At 52.2% G+C, this 23,712-nt stretch carries 24 protein-coding genes; 3 read left to right on the top strand and 21 right to left on the bottom strand.

Translation table 11 applies throughout. The features are described 5' to 3' along the window. Nucleotides 1-20: 20 nt before the first annotated feature. The 21 genes from rplX to PLIM_RS02455 form a co-directional block, all read right to left on the bottom strand. Nucleotides 21-377, bottom strand: a complete 357-nt coding sequence (rplX, locus tag PLIM_RS02555; protein ID WP_013108768.1) for a 50S ribosomal protein L24 — start codon at nt 375-377, stop codon at nt 21-23. Nucleotide 378: 1 nt separating this feature from the next. After that, nucleotides 379-747, bottom strand: a complete 369-nt coding sequence (gene rplN / locus PLIM_RS02550) for a 50S ribosomal protein L14 (RefSeq protein WP_013108767.1) — start codon at nt 745-747, stop codon at nt 379-381. A gap of 62 nt (nt 748-809) precedes the next feature. Continuing rightward, a complete protein-coding gene (gene rpsQ, locus PLIM_RS02545) occupies nt 810-1,073 on the bottom strand; it encodes a 30S ribosomal protein S17 (RefSeq protein WP_013108766.1) in 264 nt (87 codons plus the stop codon). A gap of 35 nt (nt 1,074-1,108) precedes the next feature. Further along, the gene (rpmC, locus tag PLIM_RS02540) at nt 1,109-1,309 is read right to left on the bottom strand and encodes a 50S ribosomal protein L29 (protein WP_041402732.1); all 201 of its coding nucleotides are present in this window, start codon (nt 1,307-1,309) and stop codon (nt 1,109-1,111) included. A gap of 58 nt (nt 1,310-1,367) precedes the next feature. Beyond that, nucleotides 1,368-1,787 (bottom strand): 50S ribosomal protein L16, encoded by a 420-nt coding sequence (rplP, locus tag PLIM_RS02535; RefSeq protein WP_013108764.1) that lies wholly within the window; start codon nt 1,785-1,787, stop codon nt 1,368-1,370. Continuing rightward, nucleotides 1,726-2,427: a 30S ribosomal protein S3 gene (rpsC, locus tag PLIM_RS02530; RefSeq protein WP_013108763.1), complete on the bottom strand. Its 702-nt coding sequence runs from the start codon at nt 2,425-2,427 to the stop codon at nt 1,726-1,728. Before rpsC ends, rplP begins: the two co-directional genes overlap by 62 nt. A gap of 128 nt (nt 2,428-2,555) precedes the next feature. Then, nucleotides 2,556-2,909 carry a 50S ribosomal protein L22 gene (gene rplV / locus PLIM_RS02525; RefSeq protein WP_013108762.1) on the bottom strand — a complete coding sequence of 118 codons (354 nt, stop codon included), beginning with the start codon at nt 2,907-2,909 and terminating at the stop codon, nt 2,556-2,558. 46 nt (nt 2,910-2,955) lie between these two features. Then, nucleotides 2,956-3,225 (bottom strand): 30S ribosomal protein S19, encoded by a 270-nt coding sequence (rpsS, locus tag PLIM_RS02520; protein ID WP_013108761.1) that lies wholly within the window; start codon nt 3,223-3,225, stop codon nt 2,956-2,958. A gap of 63 nt (nt 3,226-3,288) precedes the next feature. Beyond that, nucleotides 3,289-4,149, bottom strand: a complete 861-nt coding sequence (rplB, locus tag PLIM_RS02515) for a 50S ribosomal protein L2 (protein WP_013108760.1) — start codon at nt 4,147-4,149, stop codon at nt 3,289-3,291. A gap of 88 nt (nt 4,150-4,237) precedes the next feature. After that, nucleotides 4,238-4,546, bottom strand: a complete 309-nt coding sequence (gene rplW / locus PLIM_RS02510) for a 50S ribosomal protein L23 (RefSeq protein ID WP_013108759.1) — start codon at nt 4,544-4,546, stop codon at nt 4,238-4,240. Nucleotides 4,547-4,611: 65 nt separating this feature from the next. Then, complete coding sequence (gene rplD, locus PLIM_RS02505) at nt 4,612-5,241, bottom strand: 50S ribosomal protein L4 (protein ID WP_013108758.1); 630 nt, start codon at nt 5,239-5,241, stop codon at nt 4,612-4,614. Between the two features lie 70 nt (nt 5,242-5,311). Continuing rightward, entirely contained in the window at nt 5,312-6,010 is a 699-nt protein-coding gene (gene rplC, locus PLIM_RS02500) for a 50S ribosomal protein L3 (RefSeq protein ID WP_148227253.1), read from the bottom strand. A gap of 118 nt (nt 6,011-6,128) precedes the next feature. Continuing rightward, a complete protein-coding gene (gene rpsJ, locus PLIM_RS02495; protein ID WP_013108756.1) occupies nt 6,129-6,455 on the bottom strand; it encodes a 30S ribosomal protein S10 in 327 nt (108 codons plus the stop codon). A gap of 173 nt (nt 6,456-6,628) precedes the next feature. Then, complete coding sequence (gene fusA / locus PLIM_RS02490; RefSeq protein ID WP_013108755.1) at nt 6,629-8,704, bottom strand: elongation factor G; 2,076 nt, start codon at nt 8,702-8,704, stop codon at nt 6,629-6,631. Nucleotides 8,705-8,935: 231 nt separating this feature from the next. After that, nucleotides 8,936-9,409, bottom strand: coding sequence for a 30S ribosomal protein S7 (gene rpsG / locus PLIM_RS02485; RefSeq protein WP_013108754.1), 474 nt, complete (start codon nt 9,407-9,409; stop codon nt 8,936-8,938). A 129-nt stretch (nt 9,410-9,538) separates the two neighbouring features. Further along, nucleotides 9,539-9,910 carry a 30S ribosomal protein S12 gene (gene rpsL / locus PLIM_RS02480; RefSeq protein ID WP_013108753.1) on the bottom strand — a complete coding sequence of 124 codons (372 nt, stop codon included), beginning with the start codon at nt 9,908-9,910 and terminating at the stop codon, nt 9,539-9,541. A 321-nt stretch (nt 9,911-10,231) separates the two neighbouring features. Continuing rightward, the gene (gene rpoC / locus PLIM_RS02475; protein WP_013108752.1) at nt 10,232-14,515 is read right to left on the bottom strand and encodes a DNA-directed RNA polymerase subunit beta'; all 4,284 of its coding nucleotides are present in this window, start codon (nt 14,513-14,515) and stop codon (nt 10,232-10,234) included. A gap of 305 nt (nt 14,516-14,820) precedes the next feature. After that, the gene (locus PLIM_RS02470) at nt 14,821-16,065 is read right to left on the bottom strand and encodes an HlyD family secretion protein (RefSeq protein ID WP_013108751.1); all 1,245 of its coding nucleotides are present in this window, start codon (nt 16,063-16,065) and stop codon (nt 14,821-14,823) included. Beyond that, nucleotides 16,065-16,859 (bottom strand): ABC transporter ATP-binding protein, encoded by a 795-nt coding sequence (locus PLIM_RS02465; protein ID WP_013108750.1) that lies wholly within the window; start codon nt 16,857-16,859, stop codon nt 16,065-16,067. Before PLIM_RS02465 ends, PLIM_RS02470 begins: the two co-directional genes overlap by 1 nt. A gap of 162 nt (nt 16,860-17,021) precedes the next feature. Further along, on the bottom strand, nt 17,022-18,182 hold the full coding sequence (locus PLIM_RS02460) for an ABC transporter permease (protein WP_013108749.1): 1,161 nt from the start codon (nt 18,180-18,182) through the stop codon (nt 17,022-17,024). 68 nt (nt 18,183-18,250) lie between these two features. Continuing rightward, nucleotides 18,251-18,910: a CerR family C-terminal domain-containing protein gene (locus PLIM_RS02455; protein ID WP_013108748.1), complete on the bottom strand. Its 660-nt coding sequence runs from the start codon at nt 18,908-18,910 to the stop codon at nt 18,251-18,253. A gap of 522 nt (nt 18,911-19,432) precedes the next feature. Here PLIM_RS02455 and PLIM_RS02450 point away from each other — a divergent pair. The 3 genes from PLIM_RS02450 to PLIM_RS02435 all read left to right on the top strand — a co-directional run bounded on the left by PLIM_RS02450 (nt 19,433) and on the right by PLIM_RS02435 (nt 23,656). Beyond that, nucleotides 19,433-20,581, top strand: a complete 1,149-nt coding sequence (locus PLIM_RS02450) for a type III polyketide synthase (protein ID WP_148226950.1) — start codon at nt 19,433-19,435, stop codon at nt 20,579-20,581. Between the two features lie 204 nt (nt 20,582-20,785). Next, nucleotides 20,786-21,157, top strand: a complete 372-nt coding sequence (locus PLIM_RS02445; protein WP_148226949.1) for a hypothetical protein — start codon at nt 20,786-20,788, stop codon at nt 21,155-21,157. Between the two features lie 870 nt (nt 21,158-22,027). Beyond that, nucleotides 22,028-23,656, top strand: a complete 1,629-nt coding sequence (locus PLIM_RS02435; RefSeq protein WP_013108744.1) for a PfaD family polyunsaturated fatty acid/polyketide biosynthesis protein — start codon at nt 22,028-22,030, stop codon at nt 23,654-23,656. Nucleotides 23,657-23,712 lie beyond the last annotated feature (56 nt).

The raw sequence follows: 23,712 nt of genomic DNA, 5'->3' as shown, positions 1-23,712 counted from the left end.
TTCAAACGTACCAGTTTCAATTAACCAGGAACCGATGCACTTTTTGGAGCAGGACTGATTACACCAATCGACGCATCACACTTTTTGCAGAAACGCTCTTTGCGTCCGTCTGCCAGTAATCGCATCCCAATCCGAGTTGGCTTGCCACATGCACTGCAATAGTAAGCCACATTGGAAGATGAAACTGGCATCTCACGCGATAAACGACCGCCCTGCTGGCTCTTGGGATGCCCACGTCGTACGTGCTTGAAAACACGATTAACACCCTCAACAACCACTTTGTCACCCGACTGGACGACAGACAACACCTTGCGAGGTGTCGCGCTCGCGTCATCACCCGTCAGAACAACAACCATGTCACCCTTGCGAATTCGCATGTTAAACCACCTCCGACGCAAGACTGATAATCTTCATATATCGCTTCTCACGAAGCTCACGGGCCACGGCACCAAAAATGCGTGATCCCTTAGGATTTCCATCATTATCGACAATCACGACAGCATTTGAATCAAAACGGACATAACTGCCGTCAACACGACGGGATGGCTGGCGAACCCTTACCACCACGCCCTTAACGACACTGCCGGACTTAACCGAGGATCCTGGCAATGCCTTCTGAACCGCCAGGACAATCACATCACCTAAGGTCGCAGTTCGCTTCCGTGAGCTGCCTAGAACCTTAATGCAGCGCGCAGTTTTTGCACCGGTGTTGTCAGCAACATCCAGCATAGTCTGCATTTGAATCATGACATCAACTCGCTTAAATCACGCAGCCACTAATTTAAATCGCACAACTGTCACAGCAAAAATCAGGAAGCATCGCTCGACGTGGGCAATGCTGTTTTGACGACCGAGACAAGAGCCCACCTTTTGAGGGCGGACATGGGTCGACTCTCAATGATCTCAACTGTGTCACCCAGGCGAGAAACATTATTCTCGTCATGGGCATGGCAAACAGTTCGACGGCGAACTGTCTTACCATACTTCGGATGCTTAAAAATTCTTTCAACTTCCACTCGGCGGGTTTTACTCGCCTTATCGCCTGTTACAACACCGATGACTGTCTTACGCATCTATCACTCCGTCTGCGAATCTGCAGGACAAAAATTTAGACCTTTGCCAGTTCCTGCAGACGCAGAACCGTCTTAATACGAGCTATCTCCCGTCGGGCTCGACGAACAAGACTGGGAGTTTCCAACTTCTCGGATGCTGCCTTGCAACGCAGGTCAAACAATGCCTTCTGCGCTTCATCCAACTGAAACTGCAATTGTTCAGCAGACATCTCACGAAGATTACGGGCACTTGTCATGATCTGCATTTCACCTCAAACAAAACTCTCAAAACCAATAACTGTGCGAAACACAGCATCAAACCTTAATCGTGCGCCCAACCAGCCTGACCTTCAAAGGGAGCTTGTAAGCCACACGAGCGAAACACTCGCGGGCTGCTTCCTCCGAAACACCAGCCAGTTCAAACAAAATTTTCCCAGGTCGAACCACAGCCACCCAGTGGTCTGGTTCACCCTTACCTGTACCCATACGAGTCTCTAAAGGACGCGCTGTGACAGGCTTGTTCGGAAAAATTCGAATGTAAAGCTTACCTTCACCACGAACATATTGCGTTGCAGCAATACGACAGGCCTCGATAGTTGTTCCGCGAATGTGTCCAGGCTCAAGAACCTGCAGACCCCAGTCGCCAAACGACACCTCGATGCCGCGAGTCGCATTACCTTTTACGCGACCTCTTTGCTCTTTGCGGTGCTTGACCCGCTTGGGCATCAGCGCCATAGCTCTCTTCCTCGTTACGATATTCGCCCAAGTCGATCCACACCTTAACGCCAATGACACCCATTGTGGTCTTAGCAATCGCAAGACCATAATCGATGTGCTTCTGCAGAGTTGAAAGAGGAATCGAGCCTCGGATCGCCTTTTCGGTGCGGGACATTTCAGCCCCCCCAAGACGACCATTCATCTCGATTTTGATCCCCTCAACACCTGACTCCATCACCTGATCCAGTGATCTCTTCATCACGCGACGAAAACTACCACGCTTCACAAGCTGCTGTGCAATATCCTCTGCCACCAGAACCGCACTGCGATGCGGCTGATGAATTTCGACAATCTTGAGCTCCATCCGACGACCCGTCAGGTCTTCAAGCTCGGCCTTCAAACGATCAACTTCCTGGCCCTTCTTACCAATGATGATACCAGGACGAGCCGTATGCAGATGGACAATCACCTGATCACGGGTTCGTTCGATCTCGATCCTTGGTATTCCGGCAAACTCATACTTTGTCTTGATAAATCGCCGGATCTTCTGATCCTCGATGAGCAGATCACCAAATTCCTTCTTGGTCGCGTACCAACGACTTCGCCAGTCTTCGACTATCCCCACTCGAAAGCCTGTTGGCCGAACCTTCTGACCCATTGCTGGTCTACCCTTCTGACGGATGGAAACCATCCTGATGCTTCACCAAATCGGCAAATTACCCTGCAATTGATTTCAAAAACAAACGACATCCACCACCGGGAGACATATAGCCTGAAGCGGCAATACTACTGACCAGCGACTGGACTTTCAATCGATCCAATAGCGATCGTGATATGAGAGAAACGCTTGCGAATCACAAACCCCATTCCACGAGCGTGAGGCTGAATCCGCTTGAACATCGGACCGCCATCCACCTTGCACTCAATAATTCTGAGAGACTCGGGCACTCTTTCTCCCCGATCTTCAGCATTGGCAATAGCGCTACTCAAGACTTTCTCGAGCATTCTCGCACCACGATGAGGCATGTACCTGAGGGTCGTTAAACCCTGCCCAGCAAACTGCCCACGAATCAGATCCGCGAGATGACGAACCTTGGTTGGTGCAATACGAGCGAATTTGTGAACAGCCTGGTAACGCATGATCCACCTAAAAGACGAAATCCATTAACACTTCAAAGCAACAATTCTACTTGTTACCCTTGCCACCGTGACCACGGAAGATACGCGTCAGGGAGAATTCACCCAGCTTATGACCGACCATCTCTTCTGTCACATAGACCGAAAGATGTTGCTTGCCATTGTGAACAAGAAAGGTATGTCCCACAAACTCAGGGCTGATTGTGGAGCGACGAGCCCAGGTCTTAATGGGTTCTTTCTTGCCGGCGACGACTAACTTCTCAATCTTCTTGAGAAGCTTTTCATCGACGTACGGGCCCTTTTTCGATGAACGACTCATTCACGTATACCCTATTGCACACAAACACGAACAGTTAACTCAAGCCGATCAAAATCATTCAAATCAAAGCTTCAACTGACCATAACGCACAGACTTACGACGGCGAACAATTGCGTTACGGCTGGTCTTCCGAGGATTACGAGTCCGTCCACCCTTGGCCAACTTTCCAGTCGGACTGACTGGGTGACGGCCACCAGAACGGCGACCTTCACCACCACCCATCGGGTGAGCAATCGGATTCATGGCACTGCCGCGAACGTAGGGCCGCTTGCCCATCCAGCGAACACGACCAGCTTTCCCGATAACAATGTTCATGTGCTCACCATTACCGAGCACACCAATGGTAGCCCTGCATGATGACGGCACGCGGCGCACTTCACCTGAGGGCAATGTAATCTGAGCCCAACCCGACTCACGAGCATTCACAACTGCGGAAACACCCGCACTGCGACAAAGCTGCCCGCCACGACCAGGCTGCAATTCGACATTATGAACAGACGTTCCCGTGGGGATCTTCTCCAAGGGCATGCAATTGCCAACGATCGGCTCCAGGCCGTCGTTCGCACTCATGATCTTGGAACCCGCCGCCAGACCTTCAGGAGCAAGGATATATCGCTTCTCGCCATCTTCATACTGCACGAGAGCAATACGGCATGTTCGGTTAGGATCGTATTCGATGTGTGTCACGACTCCCGTGACGTTGTCCTTATTCCGCTTGAAGTCAATCAGGCGGTACATCTTTTTATGGCCGCCACCAATATGCCGACTGGTGATTTTGCCCTGGAAGTTGCGACCACCGGTCTTCTTGTAAGGGACTACAAGAGACTTCTCAGGCTTCTTCTTACGATCGGTGATTTCGGAGAAATCACTGACCATGCCACCGCGACGACCGGCACTTGTGGGCTTGTAAAAACGGACACCCATAATTCAATTCCAACAACTCAAATGAACGTGAGTCAGCGGGACAAAATCGACTCGATTTCAATCAACCACAAATATCAATAACTAAGACCTAAAAGAAAGCAATGCGGTCGTCATTGTTGAGAGTCACAATTGCCTTCTTCCAGGCAGATCTATAACCCAGCTTCATACGATGCCGACGTGGCTTACCAACTCGATTCTGAGTGCGAACCTTCTCAACCTTAACTGAAAAAAGCTCTTCAACAGCCTTCTTGATATCAAATTTCGTGGCCAGCGGATTCACCTGGAACGTGTAGGCATTACGCTTAGACGAAAGATAAGTTCCCTTTTCCGTAATGAGCGGCTTCAGGATCACCTGATATGACTCGAGCACTACACCAGACTTAGGAACAATGGCCATAACAAACTTCCTTACCCGCCAGAACCGCTACCAGCCTCATCTCAATCGAAACATGCCCTATAAAACTACTGTGCCGGCTTTCTCAATAAATCCAACGCATCAGTTGTGACAACCAGCTGCTTACGGAGCAGCAACTGATAAGCATTAAGCCCGGCAGCTGGCGAAACACCAACCTTGGGAATGTTGCGGGCAGACTTCCAGACATTTGAGTCGTGTGAAGGAATACTGATGAGACAACCCTTCGACTCAAGACCCAGCTTATTCAACAAACTTGCCACGACCTTGGTCTTAGGAGCCTCAAGGGCAAGCGACTCAATAATTGTGACTTCGTTGTCCTGGAACTTACCGAGCAGCGCCATCCGAGTTGCCAACTGCAAAGCCTTGCGAGGCAAACGATAGCTGAAATCTGTCGGACGCTTTGCGAAAGCATGTCCACCGCCACGACGGACTGGCTGTCGCTTGTTCCCCTGGCGGGCGCGACCTGTCCCCTTCTGTTTGAACAGCTTCTGCTTACTTCCCGCAATCTCTGCTCGGCTTTTGGATTTAAACGTTCCCTGCCGCAAATTGGCCTGATACATCACCACAGCATCGTGAAGCAACTGCTTATTGATACTGTCTGCCAGCTCCGCTGGATCAAACTCGTAGTTGCGACCCGTCGCCTCACCCGTCGATGTATGAATTGGAAGACTGATCATAATTGAATGTCTTTACTATGCAAAACAAAAGAGACGCTGACTCAATCAGGCAAAGGCACGAGGGAAGAACCTACTTACAGTTCGTCTTCCGCACTCGCACAAACCCGCCGCTATAACCAGGAACTGCGCCGCGTACCAGCAGCACATTATTTTCATCATCAGCTCTCACAACCTGGAGCCGACGGACAGTGACCTGAGCATCGCCGTAGTGCCCGGGCATCTTCGTTCCTTTGAAGACCTTACCCGGATCCGTACTCTGACCAGTTGACCCACCAGAGCGGTGCACCTTCTTAACACCATGGCTCGCACAAGTACCGTGGAAGTTATGCCGCTTCATAACACCGGCAAACCCGCGACCCTTCGAAGTCCCCACCACATCAACGTGCTTCACTTCACCAAAGATCTGGGAGACCGTCAGCACCTGACCAACAGTAAAAGCGGAGGCCTCTTCGGGGGTGACGCGAAACTCTCGAACGAATCGCTTGGGTTCGCAATCCGCCTTTTCCGCAAGTGCCACACCAGCGGCAGCAAGCGACTTTCGCCTCTTGCTATCAATCGCAGCCACATGCCCTCGCTCTGAGCGAGATGCGAGGCGACGAGGCTTATCAGAAAACCCCAACTGAACCGCTGAGTAGCCATCACGCTCAACAGTGCGAATCTGGAGCACGACACAGGGACCACACTCAATGACGGTCACAGGAATCGCTTCACCTTGAGGGGTAAAGACCTGAGTCATACCAACTTTGCGACCTAACAATCCGCACGACATACCGAACACCTTAAAACCTAGCGGACTGTTCATCGCCATCGCCAGAGCCTGGCAATGCGGACATCATCCGAACAAATCAACGTATCAAACCGAATCTATCGCGACGCCAAGGCAAAACTTAGCTGGCTGTCGCCTTAATCTTCACATCCACACCGGCAGGGAGAGACAGCTTATTCAGCGCGTCAATCGTTTTGCCAGTCGGTTGAATAATATCAATCAATCGCTTGTGTGTACGAATCTCGAACTGCTCTCGAGACTTACGGTCAATGTGCGGAGACCGCAACACAGTGTACCGCTCAATTCGAGTTGGAAGCGGAATCGGTCCATGAACGATGGCTCCGGTCCGTTTTGCGGTATCCACGATTTCGCTTGCCGACAGATCGAGAACCGAATGATCGTAGGCTTCCATTCGGATACGAATCTTTTCCTGCTTCTGACCAACCACTCGAACTTCCCTTCAGCCAGCAACTTACGCGTTTTTCAATGAGCGATCCAAGAAGCGAACTCATGGACGGAGCGAAGATTCTAAATTCACCACCCTTGAATGTCAATCAACCGGGATTGACAGTTCTTTCGCTTTGGTTCCAAACGCTCAAATACGGAGATGAAACGGAGACTTCATTCACCCAGCATTGTTTTGAGTACGGAATCTGGGGCTGGCGCAAATCGCAGTGGCTCCATGGAATAGGAGGCACGCCCCTGCGAAAGACTGCGCACCTGGGTCGAATAGCCAAACATTCCCGAGAGTGGAACCTCCGCCTCAATCACAACCAGATTGCCTCTGAGCCCGGTATTCAGAATCGAGGCACGCCGGGAGTTTAAATCGGCTGTGACATTCCCGACAAAGTCATTGGGTGTAACAACTTCCAGCTTCATCACAGGCTCCAGAAGCATTACCCCCGCCTCATCAAGGACTCTTCTCACGGCACTGGACGCTGCAGCCCGAACGGCGATTTCGTTGGTTTCCCCTTCGCGAAAACCGGCTCCCAGCACCTGCAACTTCATGTTCATCAGTGGATAACCGACCGTTCCACCACTTTTGGATTCGTCGTTCATGGCCTGAATCAACACCTGAGTCAACTCGGCCGGGAATGCCCCAGGTTTCATTTTGTTTTCAACCACAACGGACTGAGCACCCTCCAGAGGTTCAGCCCGCAGCTTGATCAGCGCATAAAGCGATGTCGCCCCCGCCTGCCGCTCAAAGACTTCTTCAAACTCCACCGCTTTACAGATCGTTTCGCGATAGGTTACCCGAGGCTTATGAATTCTCATTTTCAGATGGAAGTCACGCTCCATCCGTTTACTGATAATTTCGAGGTGCAATTCCCCCATGCCGCTGACAATTGTCTGGCCGGTCTCTTCACTGACTTTCGCACGGAATGTGGGATCCTGCTTGGCCAGCAGCTTGAGTGTCTCTTCGAGTTTTTTGCGATCAGCACTCGTCTCAGGCTCAATGGCCATCGAAATCACAGTCTCAGGGAATGTGATTGACTCCAGAAGAATCGGCTGATTCGCTTCACACAGAGTGTCCCCTGTTACAGAACTCTTCGGCCCCACGACCCCCACAATATCGCCAGCGCCCGCCTCATCGAGCTTCACCCGGGAGTCGGCCTGCATTTTCCATAACTGGCTGATCAGTTCTTTCTCGCCAGTACGAGGATTGAGCATTCGCGAGCGGCTTTTTAACACTCCCGAATAGACCCTTACGAAGTACAACTCCGAATGCTCGTCGACCTGGACTTTGAAGACCAGGCCAGCGAATGGTTCATTTTCATTCGGCTTGCGAACTTCAATGTTCTCTTTTTTCGGATGCCGACCTTCCACCGGCGGGACATCCAGTGGACTGGGCAGATAATCCACCACAGCATCCAGAATCGGCTGCACACCGATGTAATCCAGTGAAGCCCCACACAATAGAGGCTGAAACTGACCCGTGATCGTGCCTTGACGAATCAGACGATTCAAATCGGCCAGTGGAATATCCCCGGTTTCGTCATACACGGCAAAAACATCGTCATCGAGCATGGCTACGCTCTCGATGAGCCGAACGCGATAATCATCCGCCAGATCCTGACAGGCGGCAGGGATCGGCTCACGGCGAATCTCCCTCCCCTTCGACTCTTTATCAAAGTAAACCGCTTCCATTCGCAACAGATCCACGATCCCCGTAAATCCGTCAGAATTCGTAGCTGGCCCACTCCCGATAGGAATTGAAAGAACTAACGGAACGCCCTGCAATCGCTCGGTGATCTGACCAATCACACGCTCGAAATTAGCCCCGATCCGATCCAGCTTGTTAATGAAGCAGATGCGCGGAACCTTAAATCCATCCGCTTGGCGCCAGACTGTCTCGCTTTGAGCCTCGACACCTTCCACCGCACTGAAGACGACCACGCCACCATCAAGGACCCGCAGGCTGCGCTGGACTTCCGCAGTAAAGTCCACGTGCCCGGGAGTATCAATAATGTTGATAGAACAACCGCGCCAGGAGCAGCTGATGGCTGCCGAGTAGATCGTGATCCCCCGCTGAGCTTCCTCGGGATCAAAGTCCGTCACGGTATTTCCATCATCCACATTTCCAGGGTTATGAATTTCGCCTGCATAGAACAGGATGCGCTCGGTAGTGGTCGTTTTGCCTGCATCGATATGAGCAATAATGCCAATGTTGCGAATTGATGAAATGTCACGAATCATGACCCGTTTTCCTCTCTCCAGCAGCCAACGCGAGGTTCAAAATAAACCTCCAGCAGTCAGCCACTCAGTTTGATCTGACAGACGCTCTCGAACAACTCACTGAGTGAAGACGATGGATCCGAAAAAAAAGTGCGGCGTGATCGATTATCACGCCGCACTTCAAATCAGTAGCCGGCTGAACAGCCAGAGTGCAACACTTGAACTCAGCTTCCAACCAGTAACAGTCGGAAATTAGTTAGCAAAGTGAGCGAAAGCCTTGTTGGCATCGGCCATGCGGTGCACGTTTTCACGGTAAGTGACAGCAGCACCTTCACGACGGAAGGCGGCCATAAACTCTTCAGCAAGCTTACGGTGCATAGGGCGACCCTTCTTGCCACGACAAGCAGCCAGAATCCAGCGAATCGCCAATGTCTGCTGACGCTTGGGCTTCACCTGAGTCGGCACCTGGTAGTTGGCACCACCCACGCGACGCGAGCGAACTTCGACGTTGGGACGGCAGTTATCAACAGCCGTGGTAAAGATCTCAATCGGGCTGCGATCGGGAATCTTCTCGGCAATGATATCCAGAGCATCGTAAAAGACGCCTTCTGCGACACTCTTCTTACCATCGTGCATCAGGCAATTGATGAACTTGGAAGCCAGACGGGAACCATAACGGGTATCGGGCTTAAGTTGATCAGCACTGGCTGTAAATTTACTGGCCATAAATCTCTCAAACGTTTAGCAAGACGAAAACAAGCTGATGTTTACCGACTGACAATCTCTGACCACCACAACAAGGCAGACGCATCTCACAAAAAACTGTGATAGAGAACATCCGCCCTCAATGATCGCCTACTTAGGCCGCTTGGTACCGTAACGACTGCGAGCCTGCTTACGATTGTTCACACCCAGAGTATCAAGCACACCGCGGATGATCTTGTAGCGAACACCCGGCAAGTCGCGAACACGACCACCGCGCACGAGCACAATCGAGTGCTCCTGCAGGTTGTGCCCTTCACCAGGGATGTAGGCTGTAATTTCTTTTCCATTAGAGAGGCGAACACGAGCAATCTTCCGCAAAGCCGAGTTTGGCTTTTTAGGAGTCATCGTCTTCACCATCAGACACACACCACGCTTTTGTGGACAAGCCTCAAGTACCGGTGACTTGGTCCGGTTAGGTTGCTTCACGCGTGGTTTGCGAACGAGCTGGTTAATCGTAGGCATAAATCAATCTGTCCATCAGGCTGCAGACATCTGCCGCATCAACAAGAACTATTTGTATGTGCTTACCAGATAACAACTTACGGACTCAAAAGACCGAATGAACATGTCTGCGAGCGGATAAGTTTCTCTGGAAAGTCGAAAAGGATAACGTACGGCTGTTGAGAGTTCAACCTAACCGAGTCACGAACCCGACTTTCAGTTGGTTCTCACGCCTGGCTCCGTGCCAGTGCACATGAACCAGAATTCAAGCAGAGAGAGGCGACTCCTCGTTTCTCTCTCTGCTTCACACCACTCAATCAGTCCCTGCGTCTTCTCAGGGATTTATTCGAGACGCCCCAGCCCACTGTTGGGCGAAATCTCTGGTTCGTTGAGCAAGTTTGCCCGGGCGGCCAGAATCCTGTCTCTTTCGGCAGTCAACTCCGCGAGAGCTTCCGGCCGAATTCGAACCTCAGACTTCTGATGAAGCTTGAAGCCAGTTCCTGCGGGAATCAGGTGGCCAAGAATCACGTTTTCCTTCAAACCCACAAGGTAATCGGACTTACCGGCGATGGCAGCCTCCGTGAGCACCTTGGTCGTTTCCTGGAAACTGGCTGCCGACAGGAAGCTTTCGCTCTGCACAGCGGCCTTCGTAATCCCCAGCAATTGTGTACTGGCAGACGCTGGTCGTGGCTTGGCCGTCGCAATCGGCTGCCCGCCGGAAGCTTCAATTTCTTCGTTCACTTGAGCAATCGTTTCCAGCGGGACAATGTCGTCCTTATGGAATTCTGAGTCACCAGGATCGGTCACTCGGCCACACTGCTGAAGCTTCTGATTAATCTTGCGGAATTCAAACCGGTCAATCAGCACGCCTGGCAGCAATGTCGTATCACCGACATCATCCACACGAACCTTTCGCAGCATCTGGGCAACGACCAATTCAATGTGCTTGTCGTCGATGACCACACGCTGTGAGCGGTATACGTTCTGGATTTCATGCAGCAAATAGGCATGGACTGCTTCTTCGCCACTGACTGCCAGAATGTCGTGAGGCACCAGTGGTCCGCGAACAAGGGCATCCCCGGCTTTCACCTGCTCACCTGAGTGAACCAGCAGTTGCTTACCATGGGGAATAATGTGTTCACGTTCGGTCCCGTCAACACCCTTGACCTTGATGATTCGCTTGCCGCGTTTCTTCTCAGCCACCAGTTCTACTTCGCCATCAATCTCAGAGATAATGGCAGGTTCTTTAGGCTTACGGGCTTCGAATAGTTCAGTAACTCGGGGCAGACCACCGGTGATGTCCTGCGTACCCATCGATTCGCGGGGGTTCTTCGCCAGAATCGAACCGGCGGCCACTTGCTGGCCTTCGAGAACTTCCACTGTCGCCCTTTCAGGCAGGTAGTAGAAGTCCAGAATTTTACCAGCACTGTCTTCCAGCACAATCTGCGGATGACGATCACCCTTATGTTCGATGATCGTCTTACGAATGTTACCCATGCGATCGGTTTCAGAGCGAACAGTCTGACCCTCGATCAAATCTTCGAACCGCACCTTACCACCCACTTCGCAGAGGATCGGTACTGAGTGAGGATCCCACGAGCAGAGAATCTGGCCCGCTTCAATGACTTCGTTTTCGGCAACCTGCAGAGTCGCCCCGTTCGGAATCGTGTACTTCTCGAGTTCACGATCTTTGCTGTCCACAACGGTGACTTCACCATTGCGCCCCAGCACCACGGCTTTACCATCCGCATTGACAACGCTGCGAACGCGGGCAAAGCGAACTCGACCACCCTTGCGGCACTTGATTTCGCTGTCTTCCACGTCACGAGATGCCGTTCCACCCACGTGGAAGGTACGCATCGTCAACTGGGTTCCAGGCTCACCAATCGACTGGGCAGCAATCGTTCCGACTGCCAGACCTTCTTCAACCAGTGCACCTGTGGAGAGATCCATCCCATAGCAAAGCTGACAGATCCCGAGGCCTGCCTCACAGGTCATGGGGCTGCGCACCTGGATTTTCTCCAGGCCCATCGCCTCAATCTTGCGGGCAATCTCGATTGTGATCAGTTCATCCTCACGAACAACCACTTCATCTGTCACAGGATTGACGATATTCGTCCGGCTGACTCGTCCACGAATGGCGTCAGCGAGACCGACTTCGACCTTCTCGCCACGGTAAATCACACCGCGGGTAATCCCCTTGGTGGTGCCGCAATCACGCATGGTGATGACGAGGTTCTGACAGATATCCGCCAGCTTACGAGTCAGGTATCCCGAATCGGCTGTCTTGAGTGCAGTATCAGCCAGACCTTTACGAGCACCGTGTGTCGAGCTGAAATACTCCAGCACTGTCAGGCCTTCGCGGAAGTTGGCCTTAATCGGTGTTTCGATGATTTCGCCACTTGGCTTAGCCATCAAACCACGCATACCGGCCAACTGCCGAATCTGTTCGACGCCACCGCGTGCACCCGAATCTGCCATGAGGAAGATCGGATTCACATAACGACCTTCATCGCGAACGTCGTTCTTGAACTCGTCCATCATAGAAACGGTGATCGCTTCGCGAGCCTGAGTCCAGCGGTCCAGCGTCTGTTCATAGCGCTCTTTCGCCGTAATCACACCCTTCTCATAGTTCTTCTGGAACTTGAGAACGTGAGCTTCGGCTTCCGAAATCACCTTGTCCTTATTGGGTGGTGTCTTCAGATCGCTGGCGGCAAAAGAAAGGCCCGAGCGAGTTGATTCGCGGAAACCAGTTTCCTTCATGCGATCCAGCAGAGCAATCGTTTCGCGACGACCCATTTCGAGATAGCAGTCGGAAATCACACCTGCCAGGTCGCGACCTTTCATGGTGTAGTTATAGAAAGCCATCTTTGGCGAGATCATATCGTTAAAGACCACTCGCCCGACGCTCGTCTCAACCAGGCCACCCTTCTTGTAGGTGTCAGCCCCTTCTCCCTTCACTCGCTTGTCTTTCGGCAGGCGAACGCGGATCGAAGTATGCAGGCGCACCTTGCCATGCTGGAAGGCTGTGTAGACTTCCTGCGTCGAAGAGAATGTCATGCCGTCGCCAATCAGGCCTGGCTTCTTCATCGTCACATAGTAGCAACCCATCACAATGTCCTGTGACGGACTGATGATCGGCGCCCCGTTCGACGGGCTGAAGATGTTGTGTGTCGACATCATCAGCGTATGAGCCTCAACCTGTGCCTCAATCGAGAGCGGCAGGTGGACGGCCATCTGGTCACCGTCAAAGTCAGCGTTAAAACCACGGCAAACCAGCGGGTGAATACGAATCGCATTCCCTTCCACCAGTTGTGGTTCAAACGCCTGAATACCAATTCGGTGCAGCGTGGGTGCGCGGTTGAGCAACACCGGGTGATTCGTGATCACCTCTTCAAGAATATCCCACACCTCTTCGTCGCGACGCTCCAGCATCCGCTTAGCCGACTTAATGGTATCGGCATGGCCGAGTTCCTTGAGGCGACGGATGATGAAGGGCTGATAGAGCTCAAGAGCAATCTTCTTCGGCAAACCACACTGGTGCAGCTTCAGGGTTGGACCGACGACAATCACCGAACGAGCCGAATAGTCAACGCGCTTACCCAACAGGTTCTCGCGGAAACGACCCTGCTTCCCCTTGATCATATCTGTCAAGGATTTGAGCGGACGATTCGACGAGCCAAGCACTGGCCGCTTGCAGCGATTGTTATCAAACAACGCATCGACCGACTGCTGCAACATGCGCTTCTCGTTGCGCACGATGACTTCAGGAGCATTCAAATCGACCAGTTTTTTCAACCGATTGTTTCGATTGATAATGCGGCGGTAGAGGTCGTTCAGATCGCTCGTCGCGAAGTTGCCAGAATCGAGCAGCACCAGTGGCCGCAGATCAGGTGGAATCACTGGCACACAGTCGAGCACCATCCACTCAGGGCGGTTATCGCTGTCGCGGAGGGACTCCACAATCTTCAGACGCTTGATCAGCTCTTTTTTCTTCTGCTGGCTGTTCGTCTTCTTGAGCTCAACGCGAAGCTGCTGAGAAATCTCGACGAGATTCAGATCGAGCAGCATCTTCTTGATAGCATCCGCACCCATGTCGGCGTCGAAGCTGCCTTCGCCGAACTTGGTTTTGGCCTGACGATATTCTTCTTCTGTGAGCAACTGACCCCTCTTCAGAGTCGTGTCACCCGGATCAATCACCAGGTAGTCCTGGAAGTAGATCACTTTCTCCAGTGACGTCGTCTTCACACTCAGCAGAGCGCCCAGGCGACTGGGCATACTCTTGAAGAACCAGATATGCACGACCGGGGCAGCTAACTCAATGTGCCCCATGCGCTTACGGCGAACACGACTATGCGTGACTTTAACGCCGCAACGGTCGCAGATCATCCCCTTGTACTTCATGCCGCGGTACTTACCGCAGGCGCATTCCCAGTCTTTTTCTGGACCGAAAATACGCTCACAGAACAAACCATCCCTCTCGGGACGATATGTTCGGTAGTTGATAGTCTCCGGCTTTTTCACCTCACCGAAGGACCAGCTCCGGATATCGTGAGGGCTGGCCAGATTGATCTTAATCGAGGAAAACTCATTGACGCGATCGTACGATGTTTCGCCGGTGCTCACCCAACACTCCTTGTGCGAATCGGTTTCGGCGCAGTCTGCGCAGCAACCGGTAAGACTAACATGATCCCGCCTCAACCTGCAACAAACTTGAGAATTTTCTTATTGACAGGTTCGCCAGAAAGCGAATTGAGGAAATCTCACTCCCTAGGATGCTGCAGCTTGATCGCTGATTTGTTCAGAACGAAACAAAACATTGATCAGCCGCAGTCCGGTCGATATAATCGCAATACCATACAGACAAATACTTTGCGATCCACCGAATGACTCACAGTACGGCGTTGATCCTCAACAAAACGCCACCTGGTTCAGGGCGCCACCTCTGATAACGCCACCATTCTCTCAGAAGACACTGGCTTGCGTCTGGCCTGCGAAGTTTTCTCCGGCTGAGCGGCCGAAGGCTTCTCTTCGATGTCAATAAAGACATCGATCTGCTGTCCGACGTAAATCTCAACGGGTTCATCCGCGGCCAGGATTTCATTTTCAAGTGGGTGCGTTGCGGGTTGACCTGCTGATGGCACAGGTGTGGTGTTTTCGGTTTTGGATGGCGACTTTCCCTTGGATCGCCAATTGGGGTCAATCGCGTAGATCACCTGCAGGACGCGAGTGTCCACACGCTCTTTACTATCACCGGTCAATGACTTTTTGGGCTGCGTGTAGGGTTCTACTCGCACAAATGAAAGATCGATGGGAAACTTGGCGTCTCCACGCAAAAATCCCTTGGCAGGCAATCCGGGACGAAATCTGGGGATATCCTGCTCATCAATATCGACGCGCACATGCAGGGTCGAAAGATCACCCATGATGATCAATGGCTGACCCGGTGGGGCTCCGACGAATTCTCCAGGCCGCAAATCGACTTTCAGCACCACGCCATTGATCGGAGATTTCACCACCAGCCGGTCAATTTCTGTTTGGGCCTGAGCCACTTGCTGTTCAGCCCGCAGGACAGCTGCTTTCTGCACATCAATTTCATAACTCCAGGCACCTGCCCGAAGTTTTTGATCCTGCGCCTCGGCGTTCTCCAGCCGGGCCCGGGCCATCGAATAGGCCTGCTTTCTTTGGACGAGTTCTTCCTGCTGGATCACTCGTTTCGCCACCAATTCTTCGGCACGGTTGAGCTGGTCTCTCTGCAACTCCAGATCCTCACGGGCCTCTGCCAGTTTTGCAGCACTGGGAGGAAGATCTTCTGGCCGAGGTAACGCTTTCAATCGCTCCAACTCAGCTTTGGCCGATAGAAGCGCTGCGGTCTGAACTCCCAGCTCGGAACGCTGTTTTCGATCATCGAGGCGGAATAATACCTGGCCCTTTTCGACCGACTGGCCCACTCGAACGGCAATCTCTGTAACAACACCAGCGGTTTCAGCAGCCACTGAGATGTTCTCCGACTTCGCTTCAATCAGACCGGACCCGGCCACCACCTGTCGATAAGGTGACCTGGCCGGTTCCACAGGCGGGAACTGTGCCGGTGGGCGCACATTTTCCAAACTCATATGAACGAGTGAAAACGCCAAGGCCACGGCAGCAAGAACTGGCAATATCCAGCGGCGCATCAGTGAGTTTCCTTTGTCTTGAACTGACTGATCACTTGAGAATCGGTCATCGACGATGACGGAGAATTACTGATATTCGTCACTCGACCATCGCTCATTTCAATCATGCGATCACCATAGGAATAGACCCGCGAGTCATGCGTGACGACAATCACCACACGCCCCGGCTGAACGGACACTTCCCGGATCAGTTGCATCACAGTCCGACCCGAATTTCCATCCAGTGCAGCCGTCGGTTCATCACAAACGAGTAGTCGCGGTTCATGCACGAGTGCCCGAGCAATGGCGACTCTCTGCTGTTGACCGCCTGAAAGCTCTCGTGGATATGCCCCCGCCCGGGGAGAAAGACCGACGCGATCGAGCATTTCTTTCGCTTTGATCAATGCCCGGGGCCTGGGAACCCCCTGAATCAGCAGCGGTACACAGACATTCTCAGTCGCAGTGAGAGCCGGCAGCAGATTGTATTGCTGAAACACAAAACCCACGTTCTGAGCCCGAAAACGAACCAGCTTTCCGCCCTTCAAGCGCGATTGAGGCGTTCCAAACAGTTCGACATCACCACTGGTGGGAAACAACAGGCCGGCAATAATCGAAATCAGTGTTGTCTTGCCACAACCACTGGGGCCCACCAGCAGGGTCAACTGGTTCGAGTAAAAATCAATATCCAATTCGTGAAGCACGCGATTGCGATTCGCGCCGTCACCAAACTCTTTCACAAGCTTCACACAAGCCACACCCACCTTCAGTGGGGACTGCGTGTTAATCGAGGACTCCGGCATGAGCAATGTATTCATCGATACCCCTCACACAGACACGCAGGAAACAACCTGTTACTTACCAGCATCCCACAGACTCATCACTATCACTTAGCAAAGTAGAAACCGGTAAACAAAAATCGCGTAGCAGACTCAGATTCCATGTATCACTTACTATCTCACAAACAGTGCGATGACTTGTTATCGGAAAACCACGGCCGGTTCGAGCGTTAACACCTTTCGCAGACTTAATGCGCTTGCCAGGCAAATAATTAACGTGACAGCCAGGCACGTTCCCCCGGCAATTTCCCACATCAGATGCAAACCGCGCAAATCGGGTAAAAGCCTGGTCGTCGCGACAAAGAAAAGAGCCGTCAATCCTAAACCAATCGAAAGACCAATCACCCCCACGACAGAAGCCTGCAGGCAAATCATGCCCACGATCCCCCAGTTTGTGACTCCCATCGCTTTGAGCGCTCCAAACTGTTTCAGATTCTCAATTGTAAATAAGTAGAATGTCTGTCCTGCAATCGCCGTTCCGACAATAAAACCCAAGGTGATCGTGATCCCGAAATTCACCGGGATCCCCGTATTCTCCAGATAGTATTTGATATTGATCCAGACAAACTCACGATACGGCATGGCAATCAATCCGGACTTCTCGCCAATTGAGCGAGTTTGCTCATTTATCAGGCGACACACTTCATCAACCTGATATCCTTGACGGGGAGCCGCCACGACAAATGACAACTGCTGGCGTTCGCTGGCCACAAACTGAACAGCCTGTGAATATCGCGTGAATACAACCGGGAATGATTGAAATGGTGCGGAAACATCGCAAATCCCGACAATCACTGCCCGGCGATCATTCATTTCGACTTCACGACCGACCTGAAAAGGCTCGTTCGGCCATAGATACTTGTATCCATACTGATCCATCACGATGGCATCCGGCCGCTTGAGATCGCGAATATCTCCTTCAATCATTTTGACAGGAGCACCGATCAACGACTGATCATCAACTCCCATCAGAATCACCTGGCGAAAGTTTCCCGTTTCGATTTTAGCTCGAGCCAGTCCTTTATAGATTTTGACCGCCCAATCCACTCCTTCCACGCCACGGATCCGATAGAGATCGCTATCAGAAAGGGGCTTAATTTCGTCGGCATTCTGCAGATATGGATCCATGACCCAGATCTGAGCTTCTCGAACATCAGCAATTGGATTTGCCGTGCGGAGAATAATGCCCACAAAGATCGAGCATTGCTGGGCAATCAGGAGAACTCCGAAGCCCACACCAAAGACGGTCCCGAGGTATTTCACGGGATCGCCATTGAGCATTTTCCAAGCCACCCAGTTCATAACTGGTGCTCCATGAATTGTGTGTAGAATACTGCTTATAGAATCAATCCGATTTTCAAAGCTGAACTTTATGAATCAATTTGGGTAACCAGTTCTGGTCGGTTGGCAACCGTTGCTAATCCCGCGACTGAGAATCTATAGATATGACTGGCAATCTGCTCCACTGTGAGCTGATTATAAATAGTGTCCCCCGCCAATTGCCGGGCGATCGCCTGATGAACGTAGTAAAAAAGTACCTGCCCCACGATACTGAAGCCGCACTTCCAGATGGTTTCTTCAGGGATATCATCTCCCACAATCTGCATGAGAATTTTTTTAAGATGCGTGGCCATCGGGCGGAGTTGCAGCTCAATTACTTCTTTGCCCTCAGGAGTGGGCCTGGTCATTTCCCAGAGCATGATTTCGAGGTGCCAGGCCGGCTTCTGGCTTGCCAGATGCTCCTTGACCATTTCGAGAATGAAAGACTTCAGCTGTTGCAATGGTGTCTGGGCCTGCCACTCCTCACTCGCCATGACCTGCCCAAGATTTTCCTTGCAGACATGCACATGTTCGAGAACAGCTTTGTAAAGACTGCGTTTATCCCCAAAGTAGTACTTGATGGCCGCCACATTGGCCTTGGCTTCGTGACAGATCTCCCGGACACCCGCAGCATCAAATCCTTTGTCTGCAAACATGAGACCAGCCGCTTCCACCAGCCGGGTCCGGGTATCATCCGAAGAGGGGGGCATTACTTTTTCCAACAAAACTAAACAAACGTTTGATTCATTCTAGGCTATCGACCCGACATGTCAAACACTTGTTTTAAAATTTCTGCGAAGATTTTGTTTCAACGTAACCCTCGCAGGAAATGCATGTTCCAAACCTTCAAACTCAAGAACATGCACTTACGACCCCTAAGTACCTTCTGTGATTGCGTTGACCTCTGTTCGACAGGGATCTATCTCTTTGCTGGTGCTTCGCATTACGCCGGTTGTGCCATGTAGGCAGCCTTCATGCCAGTTGATGTGGTTTTGACTCGCGAATTCTGCGGGTCTTCACACTTGGCAAGTCGATAGTTGATAAAGATCAGATTTTCTGGCAAATGAGAGAATCTGGAATGTTTACAGTGATTGCGAAGAAAATCGCGATTACACTGGGGCTGGTTTTCAAAAGTCGTATTGACTCAGTCTTCACCTTGCCCGGCTGGCAAATATCAGTCTCTCTCCTGAGCTGGTTGCGTCCACCAGACAATCTCGAAGTTTTCGTTTCTCATGTGCTTTTTTTCGGAGTTAGTGATTATGGCAATGCTCATTTCTGGAATCGGGACTGCTGCTCCCGCATCACGAATCCCGCAAATGGATGCTTACTCTGCCATGAGCAACACCTGTTGCGACTCCGATGAACATCGCCGGGTCATGGAAATGATCTATCAGGGATCAGGCGTCAAACATCGCGGCTCTGTTCTAGTCGGTGCGGAACCAGAAGATTTCATTCGAGCCGACGATCGAGATGAATTCTTCTTTTACGAACGCGAGAACGAAGAAGATTACGGGCCCTCCACGCAGGAACGCATGAGGCAATACGAGCAGCATGCCTTACCACTGGCCATCAAATCATCTGTCGCTGCACTCCGGGATGCAGGCCAGGACGCCAGAGAGATCACGCACATAGTGACGGTTTCCTGCAGTGGATTTAATTCTCCCGGCGTGGACATGGGCCTGATTGAAGAACTGGGCCTCAACCGCAACACCTCACGAACTCATGTCGGCTTCATGGGTTGCCACGGCTCATTTAACGGTCTGCGTGTCGCTCATGGATACACTGCTTCTGATCCCGATGCCGTCGTTCTGATGTGCTCTGTCGAACTCTGCAGCCTGCACCACCATTACGGCTGGACAACCGACAAAGTGATTGCCAATGCACTCTTTGCAGATGGTTCTGGAGCCGTCATTTGCCGATCTTCGAAGATTGAGGATCGAAAGCCAGCCTATCAACTGATCCGCAGTGGCTCGTTCCTGGTGCCCAACACCAAGTTCGCGATGAGCTGGCGGATTGGAAATCATGGCTTCGAAATGACTCTCTCGCAAAAAGTTCCTGCACTGATTGAGGAAAACCTCGTCAGCTGGCTGACTCCTTTCCTTGCTCGCGAAGGACTCACCATCAAGGATATCGCTGGTTGGGCCATTCACCCGGGTGGTCCGCGTATTCTCGATTCCTGCCTGGCCGCACTTTCACTTTCCAACAGCCATGTGGCCCCGGCCCGTGAAGTGCTCGAAAAGCACGGCAACATGTCCTCTTCAACGATTCTGTTCGTACTCGACAGAATGCGTGAAGAAAGAATCAATGGCCCTGTTGTCGCCCTCGGTTTTGGACCAGGACTTGCGATTGAAGCCATGCTTCTGAAAGCTGAAAACATCTGATCTCAGGTGATTCCTGCCCCATCCAACCCATCGGCATTCGTGCCGTTAGGATCAGTCGCGCTCGGGTGAATCCGAATATATCGGTTGCATGCCTCATGACTGTTAAATCGCGGTCATGAGGCAAACCGTTTCCATCGACAGATTCAGGTCGATACGAACGGCATGAAACCCCACGAATCTTTTGAACTTGTGGATCTTTTGGGCATGCCTTCCCGACTCATCGGCCAACAGCCAGAGTTACGAAGCCTTCTTGAGGCTTATCAGCCCCAGAAACTTGCGAACGGGCTGACAGAGACCTGGATCCCGCGCATTTCCAGCCTTGAATGCATGGAGCCTGCTGCTCTTTCTGCCGGGCATGGGAAGTTGATCGCCTGGGGGCTCATTCGATTTGAACTTGCAGAAGCACAGCATGGTCTGCGCTATCAACTGACTCCCGAAGGTCGTCAGGCCCTGGGTTATGGCCTCTCGGTGGTTGCGTCAGAAACGGCCGATGGCGAGTCACCCGAAGAGTTGATGGAATCTGAGATGCTGGAAGTCTCCGGCAGTCGAGAAGGTTCCGAATTGGCTTCTGTCTGATCTTTTGATTTTGAATCGCCAACCTCGACTGCGGGCTGGCCTTGCAGTCGCCCGACCAGATCATCCAGCGCCCCTTCTTTCTCGATGAATTCCCGAAACCTGCCAATGTCAACTGGCCGCATGAACAGAGACAGGCTCGGCTCCAGGAAGATCATGAGCTGGGCGGCAATTCCCGCGAGTGGTTGGCACGATTCAACCACCAGAATAGCCGGAACATCGAGGTTTCTCCGCTTCAGTTCCTGAGCCACCCAGGCCGAAAGCGCCCGATCTTCCGCAGATAACGGAGGCTTTCGAGGTATGGCGAAAGCATTCGCCCAGAACGTTCGCCACGTCATCAGATGGCACCATCAGCGTTCAAAATCTGTCCTTATCGATGCTCATCAGCATTCGGGATCATTCACAATCCCACAGAATCGCATACCCCCTGACACAGTAACGGTCGCGTTCGTCACGATGATGCCAGATTGTGACAGTCACGACGAGTGAAGACTCGCCCGCGAGCGATTGCAAATCGGGAAATCTTCGCCCAGCTTAACAAAATCCCGGCTGGTTCCTACAACCGGAGTTGATCGACAGATGAATTCCAGAAAGAGGCTACTCACAGAGGATTCTGAGAGGTGCGTTGTCCCACTCAAGTCGTATAATAGCGTCCGCAAAGTCAACGCCAATTACCTGACAGGAACGCTCTGATCAAAGAGTCCTGAGACGTCACCGGTTCAATGACTGAGTGAAAATCACTCTCCCTGGTGTTTGACTTCTGCAAAAACTTACTGGCAGACATGACGCCGCCAGATGTTCGTCACGGCTGACATGGGATTGGCAATCGAGCGATACTCTGAAACTTCCCAGAGTTCGGTGGATACGAGAAGCATGACGACAACATCGGCTGGCCCACGACCCTCGGCAGGGAATCATTCTGCAACCTGGGCCTCTCCTCGAGAACCTCAAGCCGTGGCCCAACTGTTGGGACGACTCAACTGGCCATTGTCGGTGACTGCTCTTGAACCAGAATCAGCACCCCATGACTATTGCATTGAGCCCTGGCATGGTTCTGCGAAAGGACATTTACTGGGTATCATTCCCGCACTCCACCCTCACCAACTGGGCTCGGCCGCCTTCAGGCAATATCACGGCGTCAAATATGCCTACATGTCCGGTGCCATGGCGGCAGGGATTGGTTCCGAATCCATTGTCGAAGAGATGGCTCAGTCGGGCATGCTGGGGATTTTTGGAGCAGCCGGACTTTCGCCCGAACGTGTTGAACAGGCCCTGACCAGGCTGGAGCAAAACTGTGCCGGGAAGCCATGGGGCGCCAACCTGATTCACAGCCCCAGTGAACCTCGGCTCGAAGCGGCTGTGACAGATCTGTATCTTCGGCGAAATGTCCGGCTGGTCGAGGCTTCTGCATTCCTGGATCTGACACCCAATATCATTCGATATCGGCTCTCTGGTGTGCATCAGCGTGGACACGAAATCGTGGTCCCCAACCGTGTCGTTGCCAAAGTTTCTCGCGTCGAAGTCGCTACGAAATTCATGTCCCCGGCACCTCCCAAACTGGTTGCCCACATGGTCTCTACGGGAGTGCTGACTGAAGAACAGGGACGTCTTGCGGCTTACATTCCTGTCGCTCAGGATGTGACTGCTGAAGCTGATTCGGGTGGCCATACGGATAACCGCCCGCTGGTGTCGCTGCTGCCTTCGTTGATTGCCCTGCGCGATCGACTTCAGGATGAATTCAAGTTTGCCGAACCAGTGCGAGTCGGTGCAGCGGGAGGGATTGCCACACCCCAATCGACAGCCGCAGCCTATCTGATGGGTGCCGCCTATGTGATGGTAGGCTCCGTTCATCAGGCGTGTGTGGAATCAGGTACCAGTGATGTCGTGCGAAAACTGTTAGCCGAAGCTCAGCAGGCTGACTGCATTATGGCACCGGCGGCTGACATGTTCGAGATGGGAGTTAAACTGCAGGTCTTGCGACGAGGCACCATGTTCGCCATGCGAGCCGCCAAGCTGCACGAACTCTATCGCACCTATGCATCGGTTGATGACATCCCTGTCGCTGAACGTCAGCAGATCGAAAAGACGATGTTCCAGACCACACTCGACCACGTTTGGCAACAGACCGTCGAATTCTTCACCAAGCGGGATCCTCGTCAGCTGGAACGTGCGGAAAAAGAGCCGAAACATAAAATGGCGTTGATTTTCCGATGGTATCTGGGCCAGTCCTCACGCTGGGCCAATCAAGGTTTGCCAGAACGTCGACTCGACTACCAGATCTGGTGCGGCCCTTCGATGGGAGCTTTCAATGAATGGACCAAGGGTACGTTCCTCGCCGAACCTGCCGCCAGAAAAGTGAGTACTGTCGCTCTGAATCTGCTCTACGGTGCGGCTTATGTGCAACGAGCCAATGCCTTGCAATGGACAGGCTTCCCTGTTCATCCTGATTGGCAGAGAGTTGTTCCACAGGAGCGACAAACTCTTCTCGACTTGATCAACTGATGGCTGTGATCACAATCGATAGTTTGCATCCTGTCCAGATTTTGCATCCTGTCCAG

The organism is Planctopirus limnophila DSM 3776, from assembly GCF_000092105.1.
Taxonomy (GTDB): Bacteria; Planctomycetota; Planctomycetia; order Planctomycetales; family Planctomycetaceae; genus Planctopirus; species Planctopirus limnophila.
The sequence above is the reverse complement of the archived record's forward strand: the minus strand, read 5'-3'. Positions and strand labels throughout refer to the sequence as shown.